We start from the raw sequence: 24,214 nt of genomic DNA on the forward strand, positions 1-24,214 counted from the left end.
AGAGGCTCCCCGGGAAGGCGAGCAATCTTGTTCCCTACGCAGGCGCTAACCTGATCAGGTTCAACGGGATCCGCAACTTTGCGATCTCAGCCTTTGCTTCAAGGCACCCCGACAAGAACATGCGCAGTCTAGACTGGAGTGGTCGGCAAAGCCAAGCAGGTAAATGCGCGGATGATGAAAGGCACCCCGAGCGATTGTTGCCGGGTGCGCATGGCACTAAACTGGCCCGTCGCTCGATACTCAACAGTTCAGTAATTCAATTTCGTACAAGGATTGCCTCTATGCTGCGCAAACTCTCACTGGCAATAGCCGTGTCTTGTGCGTCCAACGGAGTGGTCTGGGCAGCGGACGTGCCCCAAACAGTGAAGACCGACCTGGTCAGCGTCTACCAGGAAGCGGTCGACAATAATGCTGACCTGGCTGCAGCCCGCGCCGATTACGGCGCCCGCCGCGAAGTGGTGCCGCAGGCCCGTGCCGGGTTGCTGCCCAATCTTTCGGCCGGTGCCGAGATGCAGAACACCCGCACCAAGTTCGACGAGCCGTCGGCCACCAGCAACCGCAGCGGCAATACCTGGAGCGCGACCCTGGCGCAACCGATCTTTCGCGCTGACCGCTGGTTCCAGTTGCAGGCGGCCGAGGCGGTCAACGAGCAGGCGGCACTGGAGCTGTCGGCGACCGAGCAGAACCTGATCCTGCAAACCGCGCAAAACTACTTCGCCGTGCTCCGCGCCCAGGACAACCTGGCCGCGACCAAGGCTGAGGAAGCTGCCTTCAAGCGCCAGCTGGACCAGTCCAACGAACGGTTCGACGTCGGCCTTTCCGACAAGACCGACGTACTGCAATCCCAAGCTAGCTATGACACGGCACGGGCCAACCGGATCATTGCCGAGCGCCAGGTACAGGATGCCTTCGAGGCACTGGTTACCCTGACCAACCGCGAGTACACCTCGATCCAGGGCGTGGTGCATACCCTACCGGTACAGGTGCCAACGCCCAACGACGCCAAGGCCTGGGTTGAAACCGCCGGGCGCCAGAACCTCAACCTGCTGGCTACCAACCACGCGGTCACCGCTGCCGAGGAAACCCTGCGCCAGCGCAAGGCCGGCCATGCGCCGACGCTGGATGCGGTTGCCAAGTACCAGAAAGGCGACAACGACAATCTTGGCTTCACCAACTCGGCTGCCCAGCCAAACGTGCACTACAGTGGCGACGTCGAGCAGACCAGCATCGGCCTGCAGTTGAACATCCCGATCTACAGCGGCGGCCTGACCAGTTCGCAGGTGCGCGAGGCCTACCAGCGCCTGAGCCAGAGCGAGCAGCAGCGCGAAAGCCTGCGCCGCCAGGTGGTGGAAAACACCCGCAACCTGCACCGTGCGGTGAACACCGACGTGGAACAGGTGCAGGCGCGCAAGCAGTCGATCATCTCCAACCAGAGCGCGCTGGAAGCCACCGAGATCGGCTACCAGGTGGGTACCCGCAATATCGTCGACGTGCTCGATGCCCAGCGCCAGCTGTACACCTCGGTACGCGACTACAACAACAGCCGCTATGACTACATCCTCGACAACCTGAGCCTGAAGCAGGCAGCCGGCACCTTGAGCCCGCAGGACCTGCAGGACCTCAAGCAGTACCTGAAGCCGGACTACAACCCGGACAAGGACTTCCTGCCGCCGGACCTGGCTGCCGCCGCCGCCAAGAACTTCGAGCGCAGGCCTTGAGATAGGTGTTGGCTTCTTCGCGGGCTCGCCCGCTCCCACAGGGATTGCGCAGCCCTCGAAGCATGCATCAATCCTGTGGGAGCGGGCGAGCCCGCGAAGAAGCCAATGCAAAAATCAGCGGATAAACGCACCCAGCCCATCGAGCAACCGTTGCAAGGCCCCCTGGTTGGCCCGCATCACCGCCCTGCCCGCCTCGCCCATGCGCTGCGCGTCCTGCGGCAACTCGACCAGCCGCCGCACCGCCTCGGCCAGCCCGTCGGCATCATCCACCTGCTGCAACGCCCCCGCCTCGCGCAGCATCGCGCTGATTTCGAGGAAGTTGAACACATGCGGCCCCATCAGCACCGGCAAGGCCAGCGCCGCCGGCTCCAGCGGGTTGTGCCCGCCAGTCGCCACCAGGCTGCCACCGACGAAGGCGATGTCGGCCAAGGCATAGAGGAATAGCAACTCGCCCATGGTGTCGCCGAGCAGTACCGGCGTCTGCGCATCGACCGGCGTGCCGGCAGAGCGGCGCACGGTGGTGAACTGTTCGCTGCACAGCGCATGCACCGCAGCGAAGCGCTCGGGGTGGCGCGGCACCAGGATCAGCAGGGCATCGCCATGCACCTGCAACAACTGCCGATGTGCCTGCAGGATCAATGCGTCTTCACCTTCATGGGTGCTGGCGGCGATCCACACCGGGCGCTGTGCAGCCCCCCACTGTTCACGCAATGCCCTGGCACGCGGCAACAGTTGCTCATCGATCTTCAGGTCGAACTTGATCGAACCGGTGACCTGCACGCACTCCGGACGCGCGCCCAGGTCACGGAAGCGCCGGGCCTCGGTTTCGGTCTGCACGGCAATCAGGCTCATCTCGGCCAGCATGGGCCGGGTCAGCCTGGCAAAACGCCCATAGCCACGGGCCGAGCGCTCAGACAAGCGTGCGTTGGCCAGCGCTACCGGAATGCCGCGCTTCGCACACTGGTGAATGTGGTTGGGCCACAGCTCGGTCTCCATGATGATGCCCAGCTTCGGCTGCACATGATCAAGAAAACGCCCTGCCGCCCAAGGCAGGTCGTAGGGCAGGTAGCAATGCTGCACGCGCGGTTCGTCGGCGAACATGGCGCGAATACGCTCGGATCCGGTCGGGGTCATGCAGGTCAGTGTGATCGGCAATCCCGGGTAGGCCTTGAGCAAGGCACGCACCATCGGTGCCGCTGCAATGCTCTCGCCCACCGATACCGCGTGCACCCAGATGCCGCCCTGGCGCATGACCGGCAGCTTGAAGGCAAAGCGCTCGCCGATGCGTTGGCCATAGGCCGGCGCCTTGCGCGCGCGCAGGTACAGGCGCAGCGCAACCAGCGGCAGGCCCAGGTGAAACAACAAGGTATAGAGAGTTCTGTTCATGGCCGCGGAGTTTACCCGATCGCGCGCAGGTGCACCGCAAAGCGCTCGGCCAGCCACTGCGCGGCCGGGCCCAGTGGCGCGTCACGGCGCCAGGCCAGTTCCACCACCAAGGCCGGTGGCCGCCACTCGCTGTCCAGTTCGACCATGTGCGCCTGGTAGGTCGGGTACTGCACCACGTGCCGCGGCAGCCAGGCCCAGCCCAGGCCGCGCATCAGCAGTTCGGCCATGGCGTAGAAGCTGTCGGCGCGCCACACCTGCGGGCTGATCGCCTCGCCGCCGGGGTAGCCGCTTTGCTGCGGGGCGATCAGCAATTGTCGATGGCGCGCCAGTTGCTGGCGAGTGACCCGGCCTTCGCCGGCGAGCGGGTGGCCGACCGCGCACACCGTGACCATTTCCACACTGCCCAGGGCCCGCCGCTCCAGCGAAGCCGGGATGCTCTCGTGGTGGAAGAACAGGCCAAGGTCGGCGCGCCGCTCAACCAGCTTGCGCGCCACGTCGCCCTGGGCGCCGCTGGCCAGCTGCACCTCCAGGAACGGGTAGCGGCTGGCCAGCTCGTCGAGGCTGTCGATGACCGGCTGATAGGGCATGGCTTCGTCCTGGGCGACCCGCAGCAGGGCCTCCTGCCCGCGCATCAGCGCCAACGCACGGCCATCCAGGCGCTCACACTGGCGCAACAGTTCACGGGCATCCTCCAGCAGGGCGCTGCCGTTCTCGGTCAGTTTGGGTTGCCGGCCACTGCTGCGCTCGAACAAGGTGACCCCCAGGTCGGTTTCGAGCAGGGCGATCGCGCTGCTGATCGCCGACTGGGCCTTGCGCTGCTCGCGGGCCACGGCAGAGAAGGAGCGCAGTTCTGCAACGCGCAGGAAGGTACGTAGCTGTTCAAGGTTCCACTGCTCGGCCATCGACCTATCTCCAATACTGATAGGTAATGACTTTACCCCATCCAGGTAACGCCTAGAATGCCCACCCAGTTACCGGAGGATCTCGCCATGAATGCCTACACCTACCTCGCCATCGCCATCTGCGCCGAAGTCATCGCCACCGCGTCCATGAAAGCGGTGAAAGGCTTGAGCACGCCCTTGCCGTTGCTGCTGATGGTGGTTGGCTATGGCATCGCGTTCTGGATGCTCACCCTGGTGGTGCGCAGCATTCCGGTGGGGATCGCCTATGCCGTCTGGTCTGGGCTGGGGATTGTGCTGATCAGTGTGGCGGCACTGGTGATCTATGGGCAGAAGCTGGATGTACCGGCGATGCTGGGGATGGCGATGATTGTGGGAGGGGTGGTGGTGATTCAGCTGTTTTCGAAGACGGCTGGGCATTGATGATCGGCTAAAGATTGCCTGGGCCGCTTTGAGGCCCTTTCGCGACACAAGGCCGCTCCCACAAAAGCACGGCGTACGCCATCAGATGTGGGAGCGGCCTTGTGTCGCGAAAGGGCCGCAAAGCGGCCCCAAGGATCGCAAAGCCCCCGCAGGCGCGACCCTGTATACTTGCCAGCTGTCCCAGTCTTCGAGGTACCGCCATGCCATCCGCCATTTCCACTGACGTGCTGATCGTCGGCGCCGGGGTCGCAGGCCTCTGGCTCAATGCCCGCCTGCGCCGTCTGGGCTATTCGACAGTATTGGTGGAACGCGCCAGCCTTGGCGGCGAGCAGACCATCAAGTCCCAGGGCATCATCCATGGCGGCACCAAGTACGCCCTGCACGGCGCCCTCACCGGCGCCTCGGAAGCCATCGCCGACATGCCGCGCCGCTGGCGCGAAGCGCTGAGCGGCAGCGGCGAGCTGGACCTGACCAGCACCCGCCTGCTGTCCGACGCCCACTACCTGTGGTCGCCAGGCACCCTGGCCGGCAACCTCACCAGCTTCTTCGCCAGCAAGGCCGTGCGCGGCAGGGTCGACCAGGTGAAGGGCGAGCAACTGCCACCCGCGCTGCAGGACCGCGCCTTCAAGGGCAAGGTCTATCGCCTGGCCGAGCTGGTCATCGACGTGCCCAGCCTGCTGGCCAACCTGGCCGAACTGGCAGGCGACAGCCTGCTGGCCGGTGAACGCATCGAGCCACTGCGCGAGGGCGACGACCTGATCGGCCTGCGCGTGGACGAGCGCGACATCCGCGCCCAGCGCATCGTGCTCAGCGCCGGCGCCGGCACCGAAGACCTGCTGCATGGCCTGGGGCTGAGCCAGCCGGCCATGCAGACACGCCCACTGCACATGGTCATGGCCAAGGGTGCCAACCTGAAACCACTTTACGCCCATTGCCTGGGCGGCGGGCCGAAGCCACGGGTGACGGTTACCACCCACCCGGCCGCCGATGGCCAGTGGGTCTGGTACCTGGGCGGCGACCTGGCCGAAGCCGATGGCGTTGCCCGCGAACCGGCTGCGCAAATCGCCGCGGCACAGAAAGAAATCGCCAGCCTGCTGCCATGGGTCGACCAGAGCCAGGTGCGCTGGGCCACCCTGCGGGTCGACCGGGCGGAACCTGCACAATCAGGCCTGGTACGCCCGGACAACGCCTTCCTCGCCGACCAGCAACGCCTGCTGGTCGGCTGGCCGACCAAGCTGGCCCTGGCACCGGACTTCAGCGACCGGGTCATCAGCCACCTGGAGCGCGACGGCATCCGCCCACAGGCGCAGGCCGACCTGGCCGACCTGCCACGCCCACCGCTGGGCGTACCGGCCTGGGAGCGACTGCTGCCATGAGCCTGCCCACCCTGCACGACTTCCATCGCCCATTGGGCAGCACCGGCTTCAAGGTTTCGCCGCTAGGCCTGGGCACGGTCAAGCTGGGCCGCGACCAGGGCGTGAAGTACCCCACCGGCTTCACCATCCCCGGCGATGACGAAGCCCGCCTGCTGTTGGCCCAGGCCCGCGAGCTGGGCATCAACCTGATCGACACCGCCCCGGCCTATGGCCGCAGCGAAGAACGCCTGGGCCCGCTGTTGCGCGGCCAGCGCGATGAATGGGTAATCGTCAGCAAGGTTGGCGAAGAATTCGACAACGGCCAGTCGCACTTCGATTTCAGCGCCGCCCACACCCGCCGCTCGGTGGAGCGCAGCCTGCGGCGACTGGAAACCGACCGTATCGAGCTGGTGCTGGTGCACTCCGACGGCAACGACCTGGCGATCCTTGAACAGCAGGAGGTCTACCAGACCCTGGCCGAGCTCAAGCAGGAGGGCAAGATCCTCGGCTTCGGCCTGTCCGGCAAGACCGTCGCCGGCGGCCTGAAGGCGCTGGAGCAAGGTGACTGCGCCATGGTTACCTACAACCTCAACGAACAGGCAGAACGCCCGGTGCTGGACTACGCTGCCGAACACGGCAAGGCCATCCTGGTGAAGAAGGCCCTGGCCAGCGGGCATATCTGCCTGGCCCCGGGCATCGACCCGGTGCAAGCCAGCTTCGAACTGCTGTTCGCCCACCCGGGCGTCAGCAGTGCTATCGTCGGCACCATCAATCCGTTGCACCTGGCCCACAACGTGGCCACCGTCGCCCGTATCCTGGGCCAGCATTGAGTTGCCCCAGGCCCAAGGGCCTGGAGACTGACCCGACGCAAGGAGGAGCCTCGTGGCGCGAACGCTGATCCGCAAGAACCCGAGCAACTTCAAGACACTGCCGCTGCATGTCGAGGCCACGCCCGAAGGGCTGATCTACCAGAGCATCGGCATGCCGCTGAACTTTGCCCAGACCCAACAGCGGCGCAAGGCCATCCAGCTGCCCGACGTGCAGCGTTTCGTGGTCGAACTGGCCAACCTGGGCGTGTCGGTGCGGCTGACCCTGCATTGGCAGAACCGCGATTACTGGGTGCTGGTACGTCAGCGCCGGCAAGACCGTGGCGATGTGGTGCTGAAACTGATTTCCGGCTATGTACCGGCGCAGGAGCTGAACCTGCCGTTGCACACCGCCGTGCAGGAAGTGGCCGAGGAATGCCTGCTGGAAACCCCGGAGGGCTGGCTGGGCGGGCGCTTCAACGACACCTGGCTGCCGGTGCCCTACGCTGCCGCCCTGCACTACCGCGAAACGCCGCACTTCGTGCTGGCCCCAGAGTCCGGTGCGGCGCGCCCGGTGCACTGCGGCAAGCTGATGCTGCTGGAACGGCCACGGGCGTATGTGCACTTGCCCACCGCCTCGCTGCAGCTGATCTATGACATGCGCCTGCAGGTACCCCGGGACGCCAAGAAACTCAGCCTGTTCCACGTTGATGAGCGGCTGGAGGGCGACCAACTGGTGGCGCGGCTCAACCGCAAACGGCCGGACCTGTACCTGATGCCGTTGAAGGACGGCCAGCCACTGGCTGAGCTGTATACCGTGAAGAAAGACGAACTGGTGCCGGCGAGCACGCGCGGGCTGTACCTGGCCGAAAGTTTTGCTCGGCAGGAGGGCTGGGTGGTCACGGACGAGCGGGTGCGCTGGAGGGATTGGGTGAAGCAGCAGGGGCTGGTGGAGAGCAAGCCGGTGCGGGCATCGCACCTGCAGCGGTTTGGCGACAAGGCGCGGGAACTGCTGGAGCGGGCGCGTACTTCACTGCATAAATGATGATTGGGGCCGCTATGCGGCCCTTCGCGGGCACGCCCGCTCCCACACAGAAGCGGTGTAATGCTCAAGCCTGCGCCGTACTTGTGGGAGCGGGCATGCCCGCGAAGGGCTGCACAGCAGCCCCCAAAGCATCAGTTCTTGCGAATTTTCTCGACGATCGCCGTGGTCGAGCTGTTCTCGACCAGCCCCAGCACCTTCACGGTACCGCCATAGGCCTTGACGATATCGGCCCCCACCACCTGGTCGATGCCATAGTCACCACCCTTGACCAGCACATCCGGCTTGACCTGGCTCAGCAGGTTCTCCGGCGTGCCCTCGGGGAAGCTGATCACCCAGTCCACCGCCCCCAACCCGGCCAGCACGGCCATGCGCCGGTCGACGCTGTTGATCGGCCGGCCCGGCCCTTTCAGGCGGCTGACCGAGGCATCATCGTTGACCGCGACGATCAGGCGATCGCCCTGGGCCCGCGCCTGCTCCAGGTAGGTGACATGCCCGGCATGCAGGATGTCGAAGCAGCCGTTGGTGAAGACGATCTTCTCTTTGTGCGCCCGCGCGTCATCGATGGCCAGCAGCAGCTGCTCCAGGCCCAGCACGCCGCGCTCGGAGCCTTCCTCACGCTGGATCGCCCGGCGCAGCTCGGGGGCGCTGATCGCAGCCGTACCCAGCTTGCCGACCACGATGCCCGCCGCCAGGTTGGCCAGGGCCACTGCGTGGGGCAGGTCCTCACCGGCAGCAATGGCCGCCGCGAGGGTGGAGATGACGGTATCACCGGCACCGGTCACGTCGAACACTTCACGCGCCCGCGCCGGCAGGTGCAGCGCCGGCTGGCCGCTGCGCAGCAAGGTCATGCCATGCTCGCCACGGGTCACCAGCAAGGCGCCCAGGTCCAGGTCCTGCAGCAGCTGCAGGCCCTTGGCGACCAGCTCGGCCTCATCGGCGCAGCGGCCGACAATGGTCTCGAACTCGCTGAGGTTGGGGGTGATCAGGCTGGCGCCACGGTAGATGGAAAAGTCCTTGCCCTTGGGGTCGGCCAGCACCGGAATGCCCTTGGCCCGCGCCGCCTGGATCAGGCTCTGGTGGTTTTTCAGTGCGCCCTTGCCGTAGTCGGACAGGACCAGCACCTTGACGCCTTCGAGCAGGCTGTCGACCTCGGCACCCAGCGACAGCGGGTCGGTGGCGAACGGTTCTTCGAAATCGATGCGCAGCAACTGCTGGTGACGGCTCATGACCCGCAGCTTGACGATGGTCGGCTGGTGCGCGATGCGCTGGAACACCGAGCGCACGCCTGCAGCCTGCAGGCTGTTGGCCAGGCTGTCGGCGGCCTCGTCCTGGCCGGTGACGCCAATCAGCGAAGCCGGTGCGCCCAGGGCGGCGATGTTCAAGGCAACGTTGGCCGCGCCGCCGGGGCGATCCTCGATCTGATCGACCTTGACCACCGGGACTGGCGCTTCAGGCGAGATACGCGAAGTACCGCCATGCCAGTAGCGGTCGAGCATGACATCGCCGACCACCAGTACCGGGGCTTGATCGAAACGCGGCATGGACAACTTCATGGGCAACCCATATGGAAATAATGAACAGGGGCAGGATATTAGCACAGGGTAGACGACGGCTTTATGGCCAGATCACCCCAGGAAAATTCCCGTGACAATCGGGGCCGCGACGGCCCCGATCAACGAGGGTTCAGGTGATATCGGCCTTGGCCGGTTCATCCAGGCCCATGGCATGCAGGCGGGCATAATGGCCATTGGCCGCGAGCAGCTCGGCATGAGTGCCGCGCTCGACCAGACGGCCCTGGTCCATGACCAGGATCTGATCGGCCTTCTCGATGGTCGACAGGCGGTGGGCGATCACCAGCGTGGTACGGCCTTGCATCACATGGTCCAGGGCAGCCTGGATATGCCGCTCGGACTCGGTATCCAGCGCCGAGGTGGCTTCGTCGAGGATCAGCAGCGGTGCGTTCTTCAGCAGTGCCCGGGCGATGGCCAGGCGCTGGCGCTGGCCGCCGGAGAGCAGCACGCCGTTTTCACCCACTTCGGTATCGAAGCCTTTCGGCAGCCGGTCGACGAACTCCTTGGCGTAGGCATCGGCCGCAGCGGCTTCGATGTCGGCGCGCGGGGCGCCGGCCAGGTCGCCATAGGCGATGTTGTTGGCCACGGTGTCGTTGAACAGGGTGACGTGCTGGGTCACCTGCGAAACGTGGCGACGCAGGTTGCGCAGGCGATAGTTCTCGATCTCCACGCCATCGAGCAGGATCTGCCCCTGGTCGTGGTGATAGAAGCGCGGGATCAGCGCCGCCAGAGTCGACTTGCCGCTGCCGGAGCGACCGACCAGGGCAATCATCTGCCCCGGCTCGGCAACGAAGCTGATATCGCTCAGCACCTCACGCTCGGTACCCGGGTAGGTGAAGCTCAGGTTGCGCACTTCCAGGCGCCCTTCCACCCGTTCCTTCTCGACGGTGCCGCTGTCCACTTCAGGTGCTTCGTCCAGTTGCTCGAAGATGCTCTCGGCACCGGCCAGACCTTTCTGGATGGTCGAGCTGACCTCCGAAAGCTGACGAATCGGCTTGGGCAACAGGCCGGCGGCGGTGATATAGGCCACCAGATCACCGGCAGTGGAGTCACCACGCAGGAACAGCACCAGGAACATCAGCGCGGCCATGGCGGTGTAGATCACCAGCTGCAGCATCGGCGTGTACAGCGAGCCGGTCTTGGTCATGTGCAGCTGCTTGTCGGTGTTGCTCTGGCTGGCCTTGCCGAAACGCTCCTGCTCGTAGGCCTCGCCGCCGAAGCTGCGCACCACGCGGTAGCCCTGGATGGTTTCCGAAGCGACGTGGGTGACGTCGCCCATGGCCACCTGGATCTTCTTGCTCTGCTTGCGGAATTTCTTGCTGGCGACGCTGACCATCACCGCGATCAGCGGCAGGATGGCGACCATCACCAAGGTCAGGTGCCAGTTCATCCACAGCAGGTAGCCGAACAGGAACACCACGGTCAGGCCTTCGCGGATCACCACCTTGATCGCATCGGTGGCGGCACCGGTGACCATGGTCACGTTGAAGGTGATGCGCGAAATCAGGTGCCCGGAGTTGTGGTTGTCGAAGTAGCGGTTAGGCAGCACCAGCAGCTTGTTGAACAGTTCCACACGCAGGTCGTGCACCAGGCACAGGGAAACCTTGGCCAGGAAGTAGTTGCCGAGGAACGAGCCCAGGCCCTGCCACGCGGCAATCAGGATGATCAGCAGCGGCACCGCCTGCAGCAGTTGCAGGTCGCGCAGGTAGGGGACGTTGGGGAACAACACCGCTTCGGGGTTGCTCAGCCCATCGACGAAATACTTCAGGATCCCCGCCAGCATCGGCTGGGTCGAGGCAAAGATCACGAAACCGATGATGCTCAGCAGGAAAATGCCGACATAGGGTTTCACATAGCTCAGCAGCCGGAAGTAGATCTTCAGGCTGGAGGTGTGTTCCGCCGGTCGCGGTGTTTCGGCCATTATCAAGCTCGCTGTTCAGGTTGAACCGGAAATTTTACCACAGGCGTCATTTTCGGCACGCCCCCATGGCAGCAACATCACCAGGCCCACGGGCAGCCAGCTGATGAACCATTCGGCACGTGGCGTGCCGGTGAGGCTGGCGGCATCGAACTGCATGGCCAGGGTCGAGTAGACCCAGAAGCCAAGCAGGATCTTGCCGAACAGCGTGCCGCGTGCGCGGATGATTTCGCCCAGGGTGTACAGCCATACCATGACCCACAGCAGCATGCCAGGCAGGCCCATCTCCACTGCGATGTGGGTGAACATGTTGTGGGTGTGGTCGAAGTGCTTGCCCACTGCACTCACGTCGTAGGCAGCCCCCAGGCCAAGGCCGGTCCAGGGATGCGCGGCGATCATGTCGACCACGGCATGGAAGATTTCCGGCCGGTAGGACGAGCCGCGCTGGGCGATCAGGTCGTACACGAGATAGAAGGCCAGGCCGGTGGCAATGGCCGCCAGCATGGCGAACACCTGGCTGTGGCGGTCACGGAACCACAGCGGCGCCATGATCACGGTGAGCACCAGGGCCAGGACCGCCCCACGGCTCTGGCTGAGCATGGCAAACAACCCCAGGCACGCCAGTGCTGCCAGCCACAACAGCTGCAGGCCACGTTGCCGCGGCGGCTCGTAAAGCAGGAAGAGCACGGCCGAACCGATGACGTAGGCGCCCAGGATCGGGTGCGATATTTCGCCGATGCCCTCCAGGCGGGCCACCAGCGGCATGCCCAGCACGCCGTAGAAATGGATGACCGAAACCAGCGCGGCCACGGCCAGCAAGGCGCTACCGGCCAGCAGCAGCTGACGAATGCGGGCCAGGCCAAGCTGGGCCAGCAGCGGGAACGCCAGCAGGAACAGCAGGATGTAGAGCAGGCGCTTGGCCTCGCGCCCCGGGTCTTGCGCGGCAGACCAGGTCAGGCTGAGCCCGCTCCAAGCCAGCAGCAACAACACACTCCCCCACAAGGCCGGCTGACGCCGCCAGGCCTGCACGATTACTTGCCTTGCGGACCACGCCATTACCAGCGTTGGCAACCACAGGAACAACACCAGGCCTTGCTGATAAATCTTGTTGCTCGGTGCCAAGGCAATCGCTGCCAGGAACCAGACCAACCCCAAACCCAACCAGGCTCGCGCCCAGTTTTTTTGATACAACATCCTTTCCCCCGATGAATCAAAGACACCATCCATGGTGCAACTGCATTATTTTCGGCATTATTGCCGGTCATTTTGCTCGCCAGACGACAAGGCTCTATTCATGCAATGCTCCCGGCTCACCCAGGTCGACTTCGATCAGCTGACACAAGGCGCACAGGTGCTTGAGGCAGATAGCCATGGCGCCAAAGTCTACCTGCTTGCGGATGGTAATTTCCTCAAGGTTTTCCGTAGGAAGCGGCTGATTTCATCTGCACTGCTGCGCCCGTACTCGCAGCGCTTCGTCGACAACGCCGCGCGCTTGGCACAACTGGGCATCCCCACTCTGGAAGTGATCAGCCAGCACAAGCTCGACCTGCCAGGGCGCACTGCCGTGCTGTACCGCCCGCTGCCAGGGCGCACCTTGTTGCAAATGTCGCGCGATGAAGGTTTCAACTGGGGTATTTATCTGCCGCGCCTCATCGAGCTGATCCGCCAGTTGCACCGCAGCGGCGTGTACTTCCGCTCGTTGCACCTGGGAAATGTGGTGGTCACCCCCGACCAGCAACTGGGCCTGATCGACGTGGCCGACATGCGTTTCCTGCGCCCGCCGCTGTCGGCGCGCATGATTCGGCGCAATGTGCAGCACATGGTGCGTTATATCGAACGGGAGAACCTGGGCGACCGGTTCCCCCTTGCCGACTTCGAGGCGGCCCTGCTGGCGCGCTGAGCGTCAGCTGCGCAGCAGGCTCTGCGAGCCGTTGCAGAACGCCTGCCAGGCCTGCTCCGGGGCCAGCGCCTGGCGCTGCCGGGCGGCTACCGCCGGGGCACTGAGCGCCGTGCAACGCTCGATCGCCTCGGCCCAGGCATTTTCATTGGCAACGGGCAGGTAGCCACCGGTGTCCTGCAACTGCTCGCGAAACACCTGCAGGTCGCTGCACAGCACCGGTACGTCGGCCATGACCGCCTCCTGTACCACCAGCCCCAGGCCTTCGGAGCGCGAGGGCACCAATAGCCAGTCGAATGCCCGGTACAGCTGCTGCAGGTCATCGCGGTGACCGCTCAGGTGAACACGCCCGGCCAGGCCAAGCGCGTCGATACGGGCCTGCAGCACCGCACGCAGGGGGCCTTCGCCGATGATGGCCAATTGCATGTCCGGCTGGCGCGCACTGGCCTTGGCGAATGCCTCGATCAGCATTTCGAAGCCCTTGCTCTCCACCAACCGCCCGACCGCGCCCAGCATCACCCCATTTACCTGTGGCAACTGCAGGGCCTGCCTGGCCGCTCCTCGACTCAACAACGGCTCGGCGAATGCCCGCGGGTCAAGGGCCATGCGCAAGGTCTGCACCGGCCTGCCCAGGTCGTGTTCGATGGACGCGGCAAGTGTCTGCGAAACGGCGGCAATGCTCAGCCGCTCGGCCGGGAACATGCGCAGCAGGCGAACATCACTGTCACTCAGGCGCGTCTTGCCGTGAAACAGCACCTTGGCACGCACCTGCGGAACCTGCTCCAACAACGGCAACACCAGCCGCGCCACACCGACACCGTCGAGCAGCACGACTTCAGCCTGGGCCTCGTTCAGCGCCTTGCGCAAGCGCATGCGCAACCATGGGCGCAACAGGCGCCAGAAGTGCCGCCCTTTCAGCGCCCGTGACGGCATGTGCCACTCCCGGGTCGCACCAAGCCCACAGCAGAGCCCACTACCCAGCAGCAGCCAGTTGGTAATCCGGGCATCGGCCCCCGCGTGCGACAGCACCTGCCGATGCACCTTGTGGATGGACATGTACGGCGTTCCACCCGCCCACATCATATTGACGATGTTCATGGGCCCTCTCCCGCTCATGCCAGGTGGGGCAGCGACTTCATTGAACAAAAATGGTGATTCCCATGCCAATCACGGCACCCGCCACGAGCGTCAATGCCAACTTGATCCGATCACGTTTACGACGTTTGGCCTTGCGCTCCACTTCGATGGGCAAGGTCACGTGATTACCGAATCCAGTATGTAATACTGCATCACCCTCCAAGGTGACCGCTGTCAGGTTCAACTCAGCGTAGCGTCGGGAAAGTGCCTTCTCTCCAGCATAGGCGGCAAATGGCGCGCAACGCTGGTAATCGCTCAAGCGACGCAGCCCGGGGTTGAGCGAAAAAGCCTGCCACTCGGCCTTGTCGGACAGCAGCGGGTAGCAAGGGACGCCAGCGATCACCTGGCGATCGCCCAGGTGGATGTACGGGCTGTGGATGGCCAGGTCATGGGCATGGCTGCGCAGCCAGACCTGCAACAGGTTGGGGCTGACCTCCAGGATGGCCCGGGAGTCTTCGACGAAGCTCTGGCGATAGAAGTGCCAGTCGTCCTCGCAGTGAAAGATGTAGGGCGTCTTTACATGGCTGTAGGCCAGGTCGATAGACGGCAGTTGGCCCAGCTTGGGCCGGTTGACGAACACCTTGCAATGCGGCTTCCAGTGCTCAGGCACAGCGGCATGCACGGCATCGTCACCGGAATCTTCGGTGATGAACACTTCGCGAATGGGCGCGGTATTGTAGCGATCGAAACTCTCAAGGGTATCTTTGAGCAGATCGAACCGCCCACAACTGGTCACGACAAGCGTGATGTCACTCTCACCTGAAAAGCGCACCGGACTCCCTCCGCATTGCGACTATCGACTTCCGGCACCCTTTCCGTAGGCGCGAAAGTTCTTATGTTAGATGCCCAGCTTCAGGCGCAGCCGCTGCCATGCAGACAACGGTGGGTGGGGCCTGAGCGCCGGGCGCATGTGGTCGACGATGCTACGTCCAACTGCCGCGAAACTGAAACGGGAAACCGCCAGGTGGCGGCCATTTTCTGCAATCTGCCGCGCCAGCTCAGGGTCCGAACGCAAACGGCGGAGCTTTTCCTGAAGGGTGGGGATACTGTCATAGAACACCACGTTGTGCATGTCCTGCAGGCCCAGCGCGCGGTTCTCTTGCTCGCCCTGGTCATACGCCAGCAACACACAGCCACAGGCCATGGCTTCGAAGTTCTTGATCATGTATTCGCCCATGCCGACGTCGGCACTGACGAAGAAGCGGATCCGGTTGAGCGTGTTGCAGTAGTCCTCACCCGATTTGGTACGGGTCACCACCAGGTTCTCGACCCGACCCAGCTCGTCCAGCAACGCCTTGCGGCCACTGTAGGCCACGCTGTTGGTGCTGCCGACGAAGGCCAGTTCGATGTCGCGCTCACGCCCCTGGTCGGCCAGCAACTGCTCGTCGTAGCCCTTGGGCACGAACACGGCATCGAAACCTTCCTGACGCAGGCGCTCGCTGACCATGTAGCCGGAGCTGATCACCCGCGCCCAGGGCAGCTTGCGGTAATGGGCGCTGAACTTGCCGGTGTACTTGCACGGGATGTAGTTCTGATAGGCATCATGCTCGAGGATGACCAGGTTCGGCACGGTGCGGATGAACGCCGCCTGGCGGATTTCCTGCTTGAAACGCAGGAAGAACACAATGCGGTCATAACGCTCGACCTGCACTTCACGCTTGAAATAACGGCGCAGATTGCGCTGGTCTTCGCTGGTCAGCCAGCGCAGGTCGCACTCGCAGTTGGCCGCGACGCCATCGTACAGGCGGTCGAGAATCGCCCGCTGTTCCTTCTGCACCAAAAATAGGACTTTCATTGCATTCCTTGGGCGCTCTGCGCCATCGCGGTCAACCATGGGGCGCGGCTACAGCTCACGCCGCCAGAACAGTTCATGTCGGCGCACGGCCTTGCGGAAGAATTCGTTCTCGCCGTAAGGCGACGGCCGCCGCCCGGCCAGCCAGCGCTGCAACAAGCGGCGCAGGCGGCGCTTGAACGGCGCCGGCGGCTGCAGGTCGTGCATCATGCCCAGGGCCATGGCCTTGTCGCGCTGGGTCGCCAGATCCAGCACAAGGCTGCAGGGTGCCCAGGCCTGGGCAGCGCTCAGCTGCGGCGGCAAGGCCACGCCATCACCACTGTCGCCCATCGGCCAGCGATCGTTGTCATGCAGGTGGTTGGCGTAGCACAGCAGGGTTTGCGGCTGCCAGGCCAGGCCTTGCAAGGCTTCCAGCACCGCTGCCTGGGCACAGATGTGGTCGGGGTGCGGGTCGAGTTGCGGGTGCGGCATCACCAGCACCTCTGGCCTGGCCATTTCCAGCAAGGCACGCAGGTCGGCCAGCAGGTTGTGCCAGGTCGGCGCGCCATCGCCGTCGGCCGGCAGCGGGAACGGGTTGAACCGGCGGAATACGCGAATGTCGGCGAGGTCGGCCTCGCGAGAAGCGGCCGGCTGGTCTGGCGCGGCCTGCATGGCAGGCAGTTGCAGGCAGAAGTAGCCCAGCTGCACGCAGCGCGACTCCGCCACACCGGCCCAGCGTGGCACCGCGATACTGTCCCAGGCCCGCAGGCGCCCCTTCAGGCGCGCGGCCTCGGCCTTTGCCAGGCCCATCTGCTGATAGTGCTCGGCCTCGATTTCACCAGCGGTCAGGGTCACTACCCAGGTTTCATCGGCCTGGCTGTAGAGGCCATACGCGGCCAGCTCGGCATCATCGGCATGCGGCGCGATCACCATCACCCGGCGCTTTTGCAGCTCGACCGCCGGAGTTATCCACAAGCGCGGCTGGCCCGTCAGCCGACAATGCCGGCCACGCAGGCGCAACGCGCCAGCCTGCAGCGGTGCGGCAAGGCCGGTCAAGTTGAGGAAGCGCACGCCATCGACGCCGCGCTCGAAGGTTTGCCGGTCGGTCTGTTCACCAGCCACCAGCTCGACCTGCGGGTCGAGGAAGCGCCCCAGCCAGCGGCTTTCTACCCGCAGCTCGAGGATCAGGGTCTCGTTGCCCTGCAGCGCGCAGTCAGCCTTGAGCAGGCCGCCGTTCAGGCTGGCAGGGACTTGCCGGGTCTGCTCGCCGAAGTCGTAGGCGTAGTCCTCGCCTGGCGCATAGAACAGGTGGTCGGCAAACCAGGCTTCATGGGCCGCCCACAGCAGCGGCAACAGCAACAGTGGCAACCACCACCAGCTGAGCACACCCAAGGCCACCAGCGCGACCAGGCCCGCCAGCAGGCCCAGGCGCTTGTTGCGCCGGTGGCGCTTGAGCAACTGCTGCTTGCGGCTCACGCCTGATACACCGGCACGGGGTTGCACCAGCGGTCCTTGTACTCGCGGTCGGCACGGCCGAACGAGAACCGCAGCGGCTTGTTGCGCGCACGGGCGTCTTCCCAGGCGGCCTGGGTATTGAGGAAGCTCAGCACGCTGCCGGGGCTGAAGGCCTTGGTTTCAGGGTCGACACCGCCATTGATGTACTCGACGCTGACCCATTCCGGCGCTTCGACACGGTATACCAGCTGGATGGCGATCGGCTTGCCGTCCAGCAGCAGGACCGAACCGATCAGCAGCGCGCGCAGGCGCTCGAGCACCTCGGCCATGCGCTCGGCACCGGTGGCCGGGAAGCCCCAGCGGCGCTGGAACAAGTCGCAGTACATGCTGGCGATTTCCTGCGCGCTGAAGTCGCTGATCGGGCGCACCACACCGCCCGCCTCTTCCAGCAGGCGAAGCTCGCGGCGCTGGTTGTAGCGGAACTTCTTCGACAGGTCTTCGTGGGCGCGAGCCATGGCCAGCTGTTCCTTCTGCACCTTGAGGCCACTGAAGCGGCCCTGGTTCAGTTCGGACAGGTAGCGCGCGGCATGGCGCAACGGCGCGGCGGCATCGGCCGCCGCCGGCAGGATGATCTCGGCGTTACCCAGGTCGAACAGCGCCTTTTTGCCGGCACGCTTGAGCACGTCCTTGGACAGCGCAAGGTGGCGCCCCCAGGTGGGGATGGCGGCCTTCAGCTCACCGGCCTGGTGCCAGCCGAGGTAACGCACCGGGATCTGCGCCAGATCCGCCAGCTGCTCGACCACCAGAGGATGGGTGGCGACACTGCCGCCAAAGCGGGCCCATGCCTCGGCGTAGGCCTTGGCATCGATCACTTGCCAACCGCGCTCGCGGAAGGCCTGGATACGGTTGAGCATCAGGCCTTCCCCACCAGCGCACGGACCTGCGGCAGCTGCCAGAAGGCCTCGCGCACCGCCTGGTCGGAGAAGCGTTCATGCAGGCGCTGCAGCATGTGCCCGGCACAGGCCTGGCGCTGCTGCCCATCGAGCACGGCCATGTGCTTCAGGCCTTGGGCCAGTTGCCCGGCATCGCCCAGCGGGAACAGCACGCCAACACCCTCGACCACTTCACGGGCACCGCCACAAGCCGTGGCCAGCACGGGTACACCGGCAACCATGGCTTCAAGCAGGACCATGCCGAACGGCTCATGGTCGGAGCTCAGGGCGAACACGTCGAACGCCTGGAAGTAACGACGCGCATCCGGCACCTGGCCAAGGAAGTCCACTTGCCCGGCAATGCCCAGCTCGGCGGCCAGGTCCTTGAGCCTGGCTTCCAGGCGGCCCTTGCCGAGGATCGCCAGGCGGGCACCGGCCGGCAGCCCCGGTAGTGCTTCGGCAAAACCACGCAGCAGGGTAGCCTGGTCCTTGTCCGGGTGCAGGCGCCCGACGTTACCGACAATCCACGCCTGCGCATCCAGACCCAAGGCCTGGCGCGCCTCGGCGCGCGGCACCAGGGCCGTTTGCAGGGCGTCGATGTCGATGCGGTTGTACAGGGTCTGGATACGCTCTGCCGGCCACTGCGGCAGGCAGCGGCGCATGTCGTCACGCACGGCGTCCGACACGCCCAGCAGGCTCAGGCGTTTGCTGAACAGGTTGGCGAAGATGCGTCGCCCCTTGCGCTCGTAGTCACCGAAGGCATGGTGCACACCGATCACCGGCAAGCCGGTGCCCAGCAACGCCACATAGATCGGCTTGAAGCGATGGGCAATGCAGAAGGCGAAATTGCGCTCGGCCGCGATCCGCCGCAATGCACGGATGGCGCCGAGCTTCAGGCCGCGTACGGCCTTGGAGCTGAACTCCAGGAACAGCACCTCGTCCGACGCGCAGCCGGCCGCTACCTGCGGGTCGGCTGCGCCGGTGAGGAACACCGTGGTGACCTGGTAGCCACGCCCCTGGAACAGGCTGGCGTACTGACGGGCGCAGTCCAGGAACGGCCCGTCATAGCCATGGCAGAACTGCAGGATGCGCGGTTCAGAGCGGCTGGTCATACGGGGCCGCGCCGTCCTTCACAACCAGGATGTCTTCCATGATCAGGTACTGCAGGTCCGAGCCGAAGAACATGTTCAGGGCGTCGGTCGGCGAGCAGATCATCGGTTCACCACGGCGGTTCAGCGAGGTGTTCAGCGACACGCCGTTGCCGGTCAGGTCTTCCAGCGCCTTCATCATGTCGTAGTAGCGCGGGTTGTACTCGCGCTTGAGCACCTGGGCACGCGAAGTGCCGTCCTCGTGGACCACTTCCGGCACGCGGGTCTTCCACTCTTCAGCCACTTCGAAGGTGAAGGTCATGAACGGCGCCGGGTGGTCGACCTTGATCATCTGCGGGGCGACGGTGTCGAGCATCGACGGGCAGAAAGGTCTCCAGCGTTCGCGGAACTTGATCTGCTCGTTGATGCGGTCGGCCACGCCCGGCACGCTCGGGCAGCCGATGATCGAACGGCCGCCCAGGGCGCGCGGACCAAATTCCATGCGGCCCTGGAACCAGGCCACCGGGTTGCCATCGACCATGATTTTGGCGATGCGCTGCGGCATATCGTCGAGCTTGCGCCACTTTGGCGCGTTCGGGTGACGGGCACAGGCAGCGATCACGTCTTCGTTGGAGTACGACGGGCCGAGGTAGACGTGTTCCATCTTCTCGACCGGCACGCCACGGGCGTGGGAAACGTAGGCGGCAGCGCCCACGGCGGTACCCGCGTCACCAGAAGCCGGCTGCACGAACAGCTCTTTCAGGTCTGGGCGGGCGATGATCTTCTGGTTGAGCTTGACGTTCAGCGCGCAACCGCCGGCAAAGGCCAGCTTGCCGGTTTCACGCAGGGTGTCGCCCAGATAGTAGTCGATCATCTGCAGGGCGATTTTCTCGAACAGCGCCTGCATGCTGGCCGCGTAATGGATGTACGGCTCGTCGGCGATATCGCCTTCGCGCTTGGGGCCCAGCCATTCGATCAGCTTCGGCGAGAAGTAGAAGCCCTTGCCCTTCTCTTTATAGCGGCGCAGGCCGATGACGTTGGCGTATTCGGTGTTGATCACCAGTTCGCCATTTTCGAAGCTGGCCAGGCGCGAGAAGTCGTACTTGCTGGCGTCGCCATACGGCGCCATGCCCATGACCTTGAACTCGCCGTCGAGCATCTCGAAGCCGAGGAACTCGGTGATTGCGCCGTACAGGCCGCCCAGCGAGTCCGGGTCGAAGAATTCCTTGATCTTGTGGATCTTGCCGTTTTCGCCATAGCCAAAGAAGGTGGTGGCGTATTCGCCCTTGCCGTCGATGCCAAGGATTGCGGTTTTTTCCTTGAAGCCCGAGCAGTGGTAGGCGCTGGAGGCGTGGGCCAAGTGGTGCTCGACCGGCTCGATCTTGACCTTTTTCGGGTCGAAGCCCAGTTGCTCCAGGCACCAGACAATCTTCTTGCGGTAGCGCTTGTAGCGACGGTTGCCCATCAGGATGGCGTCGAGGGCGCGGTCCGGGGCGTACCAGTAGCGCTTGGCATAGTGCCAGCGCGCCTTGCCGAACAGGCTGATCGGGGCGAACGGGATGGCTACCACGTCGACGTCGGATGGCTTGATGCCTGCCTGTTCCAGGCAGAACTTCGCCGACTCGTAGGGCATGCGGTTCTTCGCATGCTTGTCACGCACGAAGCGCTCTTCTTCGGCGGCGGCAATCAGCTTGCCGTCAATGTACAAGGCCGCGGAAGGGTCATGGCTAAGGGCGCCGGACAGGCCAAGAATCGTCAATGCCAAGGGATTAGCCTCTTCATTCGGTAGAAATGCGCCAGCGGCCTCTTGGGCGGGTGGCGGCTAAAGGGCGGGATTATAACGCAAACATCAGGATAGGCACTGCATTAACCTGTGGGAGCGGGCGTGCCCGCGAACACCGGCAAAGCCGGTGCCATGCACCGCAGCGCCTGCTCCCACAGATGCCCCAAGGCAACTGCTTATTCGGCGATCAGCCAGTCCATACGGAAGCTGCCGGCGGTCTGCGCCAGCTCCTTGGCCAGCCATGGCAGCAGCTCCTTGAGCTCGTCCTCCAGCCCCCACGGCGGGTTGGCGATGGCCAGGCCGGAGCCATTGAGCCCCTGCGGGCTGTCCTGGTGATGCACATACAACTCGACCCGCAGCAGCTTCGGCGCGCCGGTGCTGGTCAGGTCCTGGTAGAAGCGGGTCAGCGAACGCTGGTCCTTGATCGGATACCAGATGGCCGCGACGGTCTGGCGCATGCGGCCGATCGCCTCTTTCATCGCCGTGGTGCAGCGTTTCAGCTCATCAGCTTGCTCGAACGGCGGGTCGATCAGCATGATCGCGCGCTTTTCCTGCACGGGCAGCAAGGCCCGCGGCACATGCCAGCCTTCACCCAGGTGCACGACCACGCGCGGGTCTTTCTTCATGTTCTCTTTGAGCAGCGGCCCGTCTTCGGGGTGCTTCTCGTTGAGCAGGGCGCGGTCCTGCTGACGCATCAGGCGGCGGGCCAGCTCGGGCGAACCGGGGTAATAGCGCAGCTCGCCATCGGCATTCAGGCGTTTGATGATACGCAGATAGTCGTCAGCCATGGCCGGCAGGTCATCGCGATTCCACAGGCGGGCGACACCTTCCAGGTACTCGCCGGTGCGGGTTGCCTGGTCGCCTTGCAGATCGTACAGGCCAAGCCCTGCGTGGGTATCGATGTAGGCGAACGGCTGTTCCTTGCGCGACATCAGGGCGATGAGGCGGGTCAGCACGATGTGTTTGAGGACGTCGGCGTGGTTGCCGGCGTGGAAGGCGTGACGATAGTTCATGGCAACTCCTGCGGGGGTGGCAAGTTTACCTTGCCTTGCAGGCGGAGTCAGGCCTGGCTGCTGATCGGCGGCGGCTTCTTCGCGGCTAAACCCGCTCCCACAGGCACCTCACAGAATTTGAGTTCTGCGCAATTCCTGTGGGAGCGGGTTCACCCGCGAAGCAGGCGCCGCCGACTCAACGGGTATTACTTGTCAGCGTGATACGCCGCATCAGCAGTCTCGAAGCGCTTGACCATTGCCTGCGACGGGCTGCCCAGCTTGCTCACCACGATGATGGCGATGCTGGCGAACAGGAAGCCCGGGATGATTTCGTACAGCCCGAGGGTGTCGAAGTTCTTCCACAGGATCACGGTCAGCGCACCCACCACGATACCGGCCAGCGCGCCGTTACGTGTCATGCCTTTCCACAGTACCGAAATCAGCACCACCGGACCGAAGGCAGCACCAAAGCCGGCCCAGGCGTAAGCCACCAGGCCCAGCACGCGGTTTTCCGGGTTGGCGGCCATCGCAATGGCGATCAGGGCGACGGCCAGCACCATCAGGCGGCCGACCCACACCAGCTCGACCTGCGAAGCGTTCTTGCGCAGGAAGGACTTGTAGAAGTCTTCGGTCAGGGCGCTGGAGCACACCAGCAGCTGGCAGCTCAGGGTGCTCATCACCGCCGCCAGGATGGCCGACAGCAGCACACCGGCAATCCACGGGTTGAACAGGATCTTGGCCAGCTCGATGAACACGCGCTCGTGGTTCTCGGTGACCGGGCCCGCCAGCTCAGGGTGTGCCGAGAAGTAGGCGATGCCGAAGAAGCCCACGGCGCAGGTACCGGCCAGACACAGGATCATCCAGGTCATGGAGATGCGGCGGGCATTGGCGATCGATTTCACCGAGTCGGCAGCCATGAAGCGCGCCAGGATGTGCGGCTGGCCGAAGTAGCCCAGGCCCCAGCCCATCAGCGAGATGATGCCGATGAAGGTGGCGCCCTTGAGCATGTCGAAGTTGGCCGGGTTCGCCGCTTCGATGGCAGCGAAGGTGGTGTCGAAGCCGCCAGTGGAGATCAGCACGATCACCGGGGTGAGGATCAGCGCAAAGATCATCAGCGAAGCCTGCACGGTGTCGGTCCAGCTCACTGCCAGGAAACCACCGACGAAGGTGTAGGCGATGGTCGCTGCGGCACCGGCCCACAGGGCAGTTTCGTACGGCATGCCGAAGGTGCTCTCGAACAGGCGGGCACCGGCAACGATGCCGGAAGCGCAGTAGATGGTGAAGAACACCAGGATCACGATGGCCGAGATGATCCGCAACACGCCGCTGTTGTCTTCGAAGCGGCTGGAGAAGTAGTCCGGCAGGGTCAGTGCATCGCCGTTGTGCTCGGTCTGCACGCGCAGACGGCCAGCGACGAACAGCCAGTTCAGGTAGGCGCCGACGGTCAGGCCGATGGCAATCCAGGCTTCGGACAGGCCGGAGAAGTAGATCGCGCCCGGCAGGCCCATCAGCAGCCAGCCGCTCATGTCGGAAGCGCCGGCGGAAAGCGCGGTAACCACGCTACCCAGGCTGCGACCGCCGAGGATGTAGTCGGAAAGGTTCTTGGTGGAGCGATAGGCGGCGAAGCCGATCAGCACCATTGCCGCGATATAGATCACGAAAGTGATCGTTAGTGGATTGCCCATGCGTGTGCCCTGGCGTTTGTTTTTATGTCATGCACAACCGCAGCCATTGCGGTTGCACCCAGGCGGCGAATCCTATGCAACAACGCAAAGCGGGTGCAACCATTTTTCATTTGCAAGTTGCACCTGCTCGTGCATTTTCAGTCAAAGCCGCTTTTTTGCTCCACTTTTGGAGCAACAAGGTCTTTTTTCAGAAGAAAACGCACCAAAAACGACCCTTTCCAAGGTGTGGAAATATCTGTCGGACGAGTTGCACCTTTTCCACGAAAAATTCGGGTTGCACCTGGTTGCACCCGAATTGTCCTACAGCTACTCTTGGCGCCAGCTTAGGCCACAACCGTGGCAATAACGAGGAT

21 protein-coding genes and 1 riboswitch are annotated in these 24,214 nt (G+C 64.3%); of the genes, 7 read left to right on the plus strand and 14 right to left on the minus strand.

What is annotated here, in order from left to right; genetic code table 11:
- Positions 1-14: 14 nt before the first annotated feature.
- A riboswitch (TPP riboswitch) is annotated at positions 15-121 on the minus strand.
- A 160-nt stretch (positions 122-281) separates the two neighbouring features.
- A complete protein-coding gene (locus tag MKK04_RS23960) occupies positions 282-1,718 on the plus strand; it encodes a TolC family outer membrane protein (protein ID WP_207828643.1) in 1,437 nt (478 codons plus the stop codon).
- Positions 1,719-1,832: 114 nt separating this feature from the next.
- Here MKK04_RS23960 and waaA read toward each other — a convergent pair whose 3' ends face one another.
- Positions 1,833-3,104, minus strand: coding sequence for a lipid IV(A) 3-deoxy-D-manno-octulosonic acid transferase (gene waaA / locus MKK04_RS23965; RefSeq protein WP_207828640.1), 1,272 nt, complete (start codon positions 3,102-3,104; stop codon positions 1,833-1,835).
- A gap of 11 nt (positions 3,105-3,115) precedes the next feature.
- Positions 3,116-4,006, minus strand: a complete 891-nt coding sequence (locus MKK04_RS23970; RefSeq protein ID WP_207828638.1) for a LysR family transcriptional regulator — start codon at positions 4,004-4,006, stop codon at positions 3,116-3,118.
- A gap of 87 nt (positions 4,007-4,093) precedes the next feature.
- Here MKK04_RS23970 and MKK04_RS23975 point away from each other — a divergent pair, with 87 nt between their 5' ends.
- The 4 genes from MKK04_RS23975 to MKK04_RS23990 all read left to right on the plus strand — a co-directional run bounded on the left by MKK04_RS23975 (position 4,094) and on the right by MKK04_RS23990 (position 7,632).
- On the plus strand, positions 4,094-4,426 hold the full coding sequence (locus MKK04_RS23975; protein ID WP_063911950.1) for a DMT family transporter: 333 nt from the start codon (positions 4,094-4,096) through the stop codon (positions 4,424-4,426).
- 200 nt (positions 4,427-4,626) lie between these two features.
- Entirely contained in the window at positions 4,627-5,802 is a 1,176-nt protein-coding gene (locus MKK04_RS23980) for an NAD(P)/FAD-dependent oxidoreductase (protein WP_207828636.1), read from the plus strand.
- Positions 5,799-6,611, plus strand: a complete 813-nt coding sequence (locus MKK04_RS23985) for an aldo/keto reductase (RefSeq protein ID WP_025340852.1) — start codon at positions 5,799-5,801, stop codon at positions 6,609-6,611. The genes MKK04_RS23980 and MKK04_RS23985 overlap by 4 nt, the downstream gene beginning before the upstream one ends.
- 52 nt (positions 6,612-6,663) lie before the next feature.
- Positions 6,664-7,632 carry a metal ABC transporter ATPase gene (locus MKK04_RS23990; RefSeq protein WP_207828634.1) on the plus strand — a complete coding sequence of 323 codons (969 nt, stop codon included), beginning with the start codon at positions 6,664-6,666 and terminating at the stop codon, positions 7,630-7,632.
- A gap of 131 nt (positions 7,633-7,763) precedes the next feature.
- Here the strand turns inward: MKK04_RS23990 and hldE are convergent, their stop codons facing one another.
- The 3 genes from hldE to MKK04_RS24005 form a co-directional block, all read right to left on the minus strand.
- A complete protein-coding gene (gene hldE / locus MKK04_RS23995) occupies positions 7,764-9,185 on the minus strand; it encodes a bifunctional D-glycero-beta-D-manno-heptose-7-phosphate kinase/D-glycero-beta-D-manno-heptose 1-phosphate adenylyltransferase HldE (RefSeq protein WP_013974472.1) in 1,422 nt (473 codons plus the stop codon).
- Between the two features lie 130 nt (positions 9,186-9,315).
- Positions 9,316-11,124, minus strand: coding sequence for a lipid A export permease/ATP-binding protein MsbA (msbA, locus tag MKK04_RS24000; RefSeq protein ID WP_233687333.1), 1,809 nt, complete (start codon positions 11,122-11,124; stop codon positions 9,316-9,318).
- Positions 11,125-11,139: 15 nt separating this feature from the next.
- Entirely contained in the window at positions 11,140-12,315 is a 1,176-nt protein-coding gene (locus tag MKK04_RS24005) for an O-antigen ligase family protein (protein ID WP_241106037.1), read from the minus strand.
- 100 nt (positions 12,316-12,415) lie between these two features.
- Here MKK04_RS24005 and MKK04_RS24010 point away from each other — a divergent pair, with 100 nt between their 5' ends.
- On the plus strand, positions 12,416-13,021 hold the full coding sequence (locus MKK04_RS24010) for a toluene tolerance protein (protein ID WP_207828630.1): 606 nt from the start codon (positions 12,416-12,418) through the stop codon (positions 13,019-13,021).
- A gap of 3 nt (positions 13,022-13,024) precedes the next feature.
- On the opposite strand, the gene MKK04_RS24015 is transcribed toward MKK04_RS24010, so the two are convergent.
- From MKK04_RS24015 to putP, 9 genes are all read right to left on the minus strand, one after another.
- Positions 13,025-14,116, minus strand: coding sequence for a glycosyltransferase (locus tag MKK04_RS24015; protein WP_207828629.1), 1,092 nt, complete (start codon positions 14,114-14,116; stop codon positions 13,025-13,027).
- 37 nt (positions 14,117-14,153) lie between these two features.
- Complete coding sequence (locus MKK04_RS24020) at positions 14,154-14,927, minus strand: glycosyltransferase family 2 protein (RefSeq protein ID WP_207828628.1); 774 nt, start codon at positions 14,925-14,927, stop codon at positions 14,154-14,156.
- Between the two features lie 66 nt (positions 14,928-14,993).
- Entirely contained in the window at positions 14,994-15,950 is a 957-nt protein-coding gene (locus tag MKK04_RS24025) for a glycosyltransferase family protein (protein WP_207828627.1), read from the minus strand.
- A 48-nt stretch (positions 15,951-15,998) separates the two neighbouring features.
- Positions 15,999-17,402, minus strand: a complete 1,404-nt coding sequence (locus tag MKK04_RS24030) for a PIG-L deacetylase family protein (protein ID WP_241106038.1) — start codon at positions 17,400-17,402, stop codon at positions 15,999-16,001.
- Complete coding sequence (locus MKK04_RS24035) at positions 17,399-18,295, minus strand: antimicrobial resistance protein Mig-14 (RefSeq protein WP_207828625.1); 897 nt, start codon at positions 18,293-18,295, stop codon at positions 17,399-17,401. The genes MKK04_RS24030 and MKK04_RS24035 overlap by 4 nt, the downstream gene beginning before the upstream one ends.
- Positions 18,295-19,425 carry a glycosyltransferase gene (locus MKK04_RS24040; protein WP_233687331.1) on the minus strand — a complete coding sequence of 377 codons (1,131 nt, stop codon included), beginning with the start codon at positions 19,423-19,425 and terminating at the stop codon, positions 18,295-18,297. Before MKK04_RS24040 ends, MKK04_RS24035 begins: the two co-directional genes overlap by 1 nt.
- The gene (locus tag MKK04_RS24045; RefSeq protein WP_063911962.1) at positions 19,409-21,166 is read right to left on the minus strand and encodes a carbamoyltransferase family protein; all 1,758 of its coding nucleotides are present in this window, start codon (positions 21,164-21,166) and stop codon (positions 19,409-19,411) included. The genes MKK04_RS24040 and MKK04_RS24045 overlap by 17 nt, the downstream gene beginning before the upstream one ends.
- 194 nt (positions 21,167-21,360) lie before the next feature.
- On the minus strand, positions 21,361-22,197 hold the full coding sequence (locus tag MKK04_RS24050) for a 23S rRNA (adenine(2030)-N(6))-methyltransferase RlmJ (RefSeq protein ID WP_207828619.1): 837 nt from the start codon (positions 22,195-22,197) through the stop codon (positions 21,361-21,363).
- Positions 22,198-22,382: 185 nt separating this feature from the next.
- Positions 22,383-23,861, minus strand: a complete 1,479-nt coding sequence (putP, locus tag MKK04_RS24055) for a sodium/proline symporter PutP (RefSeq protein WP_233694662.1) — start codon at positions 23,859-23,861, stop codon at positions 22,383-22,385.
- Here putP and MKK04_RS24060 point away from each other — a divergent pair.
- Positions 23,860-24,207, plus strand: coding sequence for a hypothetical protein (locus tag MKK04_RS24060; RefSeq protein WP_241106039.1), 348 nt, complete (start codon positions 23,860-23,862; stop codon positions 24,205-24,207). The two genes, putP and MKK04_RS24060, sit on opposite strands and share 2 nt — an antisense overlap.
- The last annotated feature ends 7 nt before the right edge of the window (positions 24,208-24,214 follow it).

Source organism: Pseudomonas sp. LS.1a (genome assembly GCF_022533585.1).
Taxonomy (GTDB): Bacteria; Pseudomonadota; Gammaproteobacteria; order Pseudomonadales; family Pseudomonadaceae; genus Aquipseudomonas.

What these genes read in the sequence shown, in the direction of transcription:
- MKK04_RS23960 (WP_207828643.1), top strand. Translation starts at nt 282, where the DNA reads ATGCTGCGCAAACTCTCACTGGCAATAGCCGTGTCTTGTGCGTCCAAC.
- waaA (WP_207828640.1), bottom strand. Translation starts at nt 3,104, where the DNA reads ATGAACAGAACTCTCTATACCTTGTTGTTTCACCTGGGCCTGCCGCTG.
- MKK04_RS23970 (WP_207828638.1), bottom strand. Translation starts at nt 4,006, where the DNA reads ATGGCCGAGCAGTGGAACCTTGAACAGCTACGTACCTTCCTGCGCGTT.
- MKK04_RS23975 (WP_063911950.1), top strand. Translation starts at nt 4,094, where the DNA reads ATGAATGCCTACACCTACCTCGCCATCGCCATCTGCGCCGAAGTCATC.
- MKK04_RS23980 (WP_207828636.1), top strand. Translation starts at nt 4,627, where the DNA reads ATGCCATCCGCCATTTCCACTGACGTGCTGATCGTCGGCGCCGGGGTC.
- MKK04_RS23985 (WP_025340852.1), top strand. Translation starts at nt 5,799, where the DNA reads ATGAGCCTGCCCACCCTGCACGACTTCCATCGCCCATTGGGCAGCACC.
- hldE (WP_013974472.1), bottom strand. Translation starts at nt 9,185, where the DNA reads ATGAAGTTGTCCATGCCGCGTTTCGATCAAGCCCCGGTACTGGTGGTC.
- msbA (WP_233687333.1), bottom strand. Translation starts at nt 11,124, where the DNA reads ATGGCCGAAACACCGCGACCGGCGGAACACACCTCCAGCCTGAAGATC.
- MKK04_RS24005 (WP_241106037.1), bottom strand. Translation starts at nt 12,315, where the DNA reads ATGTTGTATCAAAAAAACTGGGCGCGAGCCTGGTTGGGTTTGGGGTTG.
- MKK04_RS24010 (WP_207828630.1), top strand. Translation starts at nt 12,416, where the DNA reads ATGCAATGCTCCCGGCTCACCCAGGTCGACTTCGATCAGCTGACACAA.
- MKK04_RS24015 (WP_207828629.1), bottom strand. Translation starts at nt 14,116, where the DNA reads ATGAACATCGTCAATATGATGTGGGCGGGTGGAACGCCGTACATGTCC.
- MKK04_RS24025 (WP_207828627.1), bottom strand. Translation starts at nt 15,950, where the DNA reads ATGAAAGTCCTATTTTTGGTGCAGAAGGAACAGCGGGCGATTCTCGAC.
- MKK04_RS24035 (WP_207828625.1), bottom strand. Translation starts at nt 18,295, where the DNA reads ATGCTCAACCGTATCCAGGCCTTCCGCGAGCGCGGTTGGCAAGTGATC.
- MKK04_RS24040 (WP_233687331.1), bottom strand. Translation starts at nt 19,425, where the DNA reads ATGACCAGCCGCTCTGAACCGCGCATCCTGCAGTTCTGCCATGGCTAT.
- MKK04_RS24050 (WP_207828619.1), bottom strand. Translation starts at nt 22,197, where the DNA reads ATGAACTATCGTCACGCCTTCCACGCCGGCAACCACGCCGACGTCCTC.
- MKK04_RS24060 (WP_241106039.1), top strand. Translation starts at nt 23,860, where the DNA reads ATGCGTGTGCCCTGGCGTTTGTTTTTATGTCATGCACAACCGCAGCCA.
- putP (WP_233694662.1), bottom strand. Translation starts at nt 23,861, where the DNA reads ATGGGCAATCCACTAACGATCACTTTCGTGATCTATATCGCGGCAATG.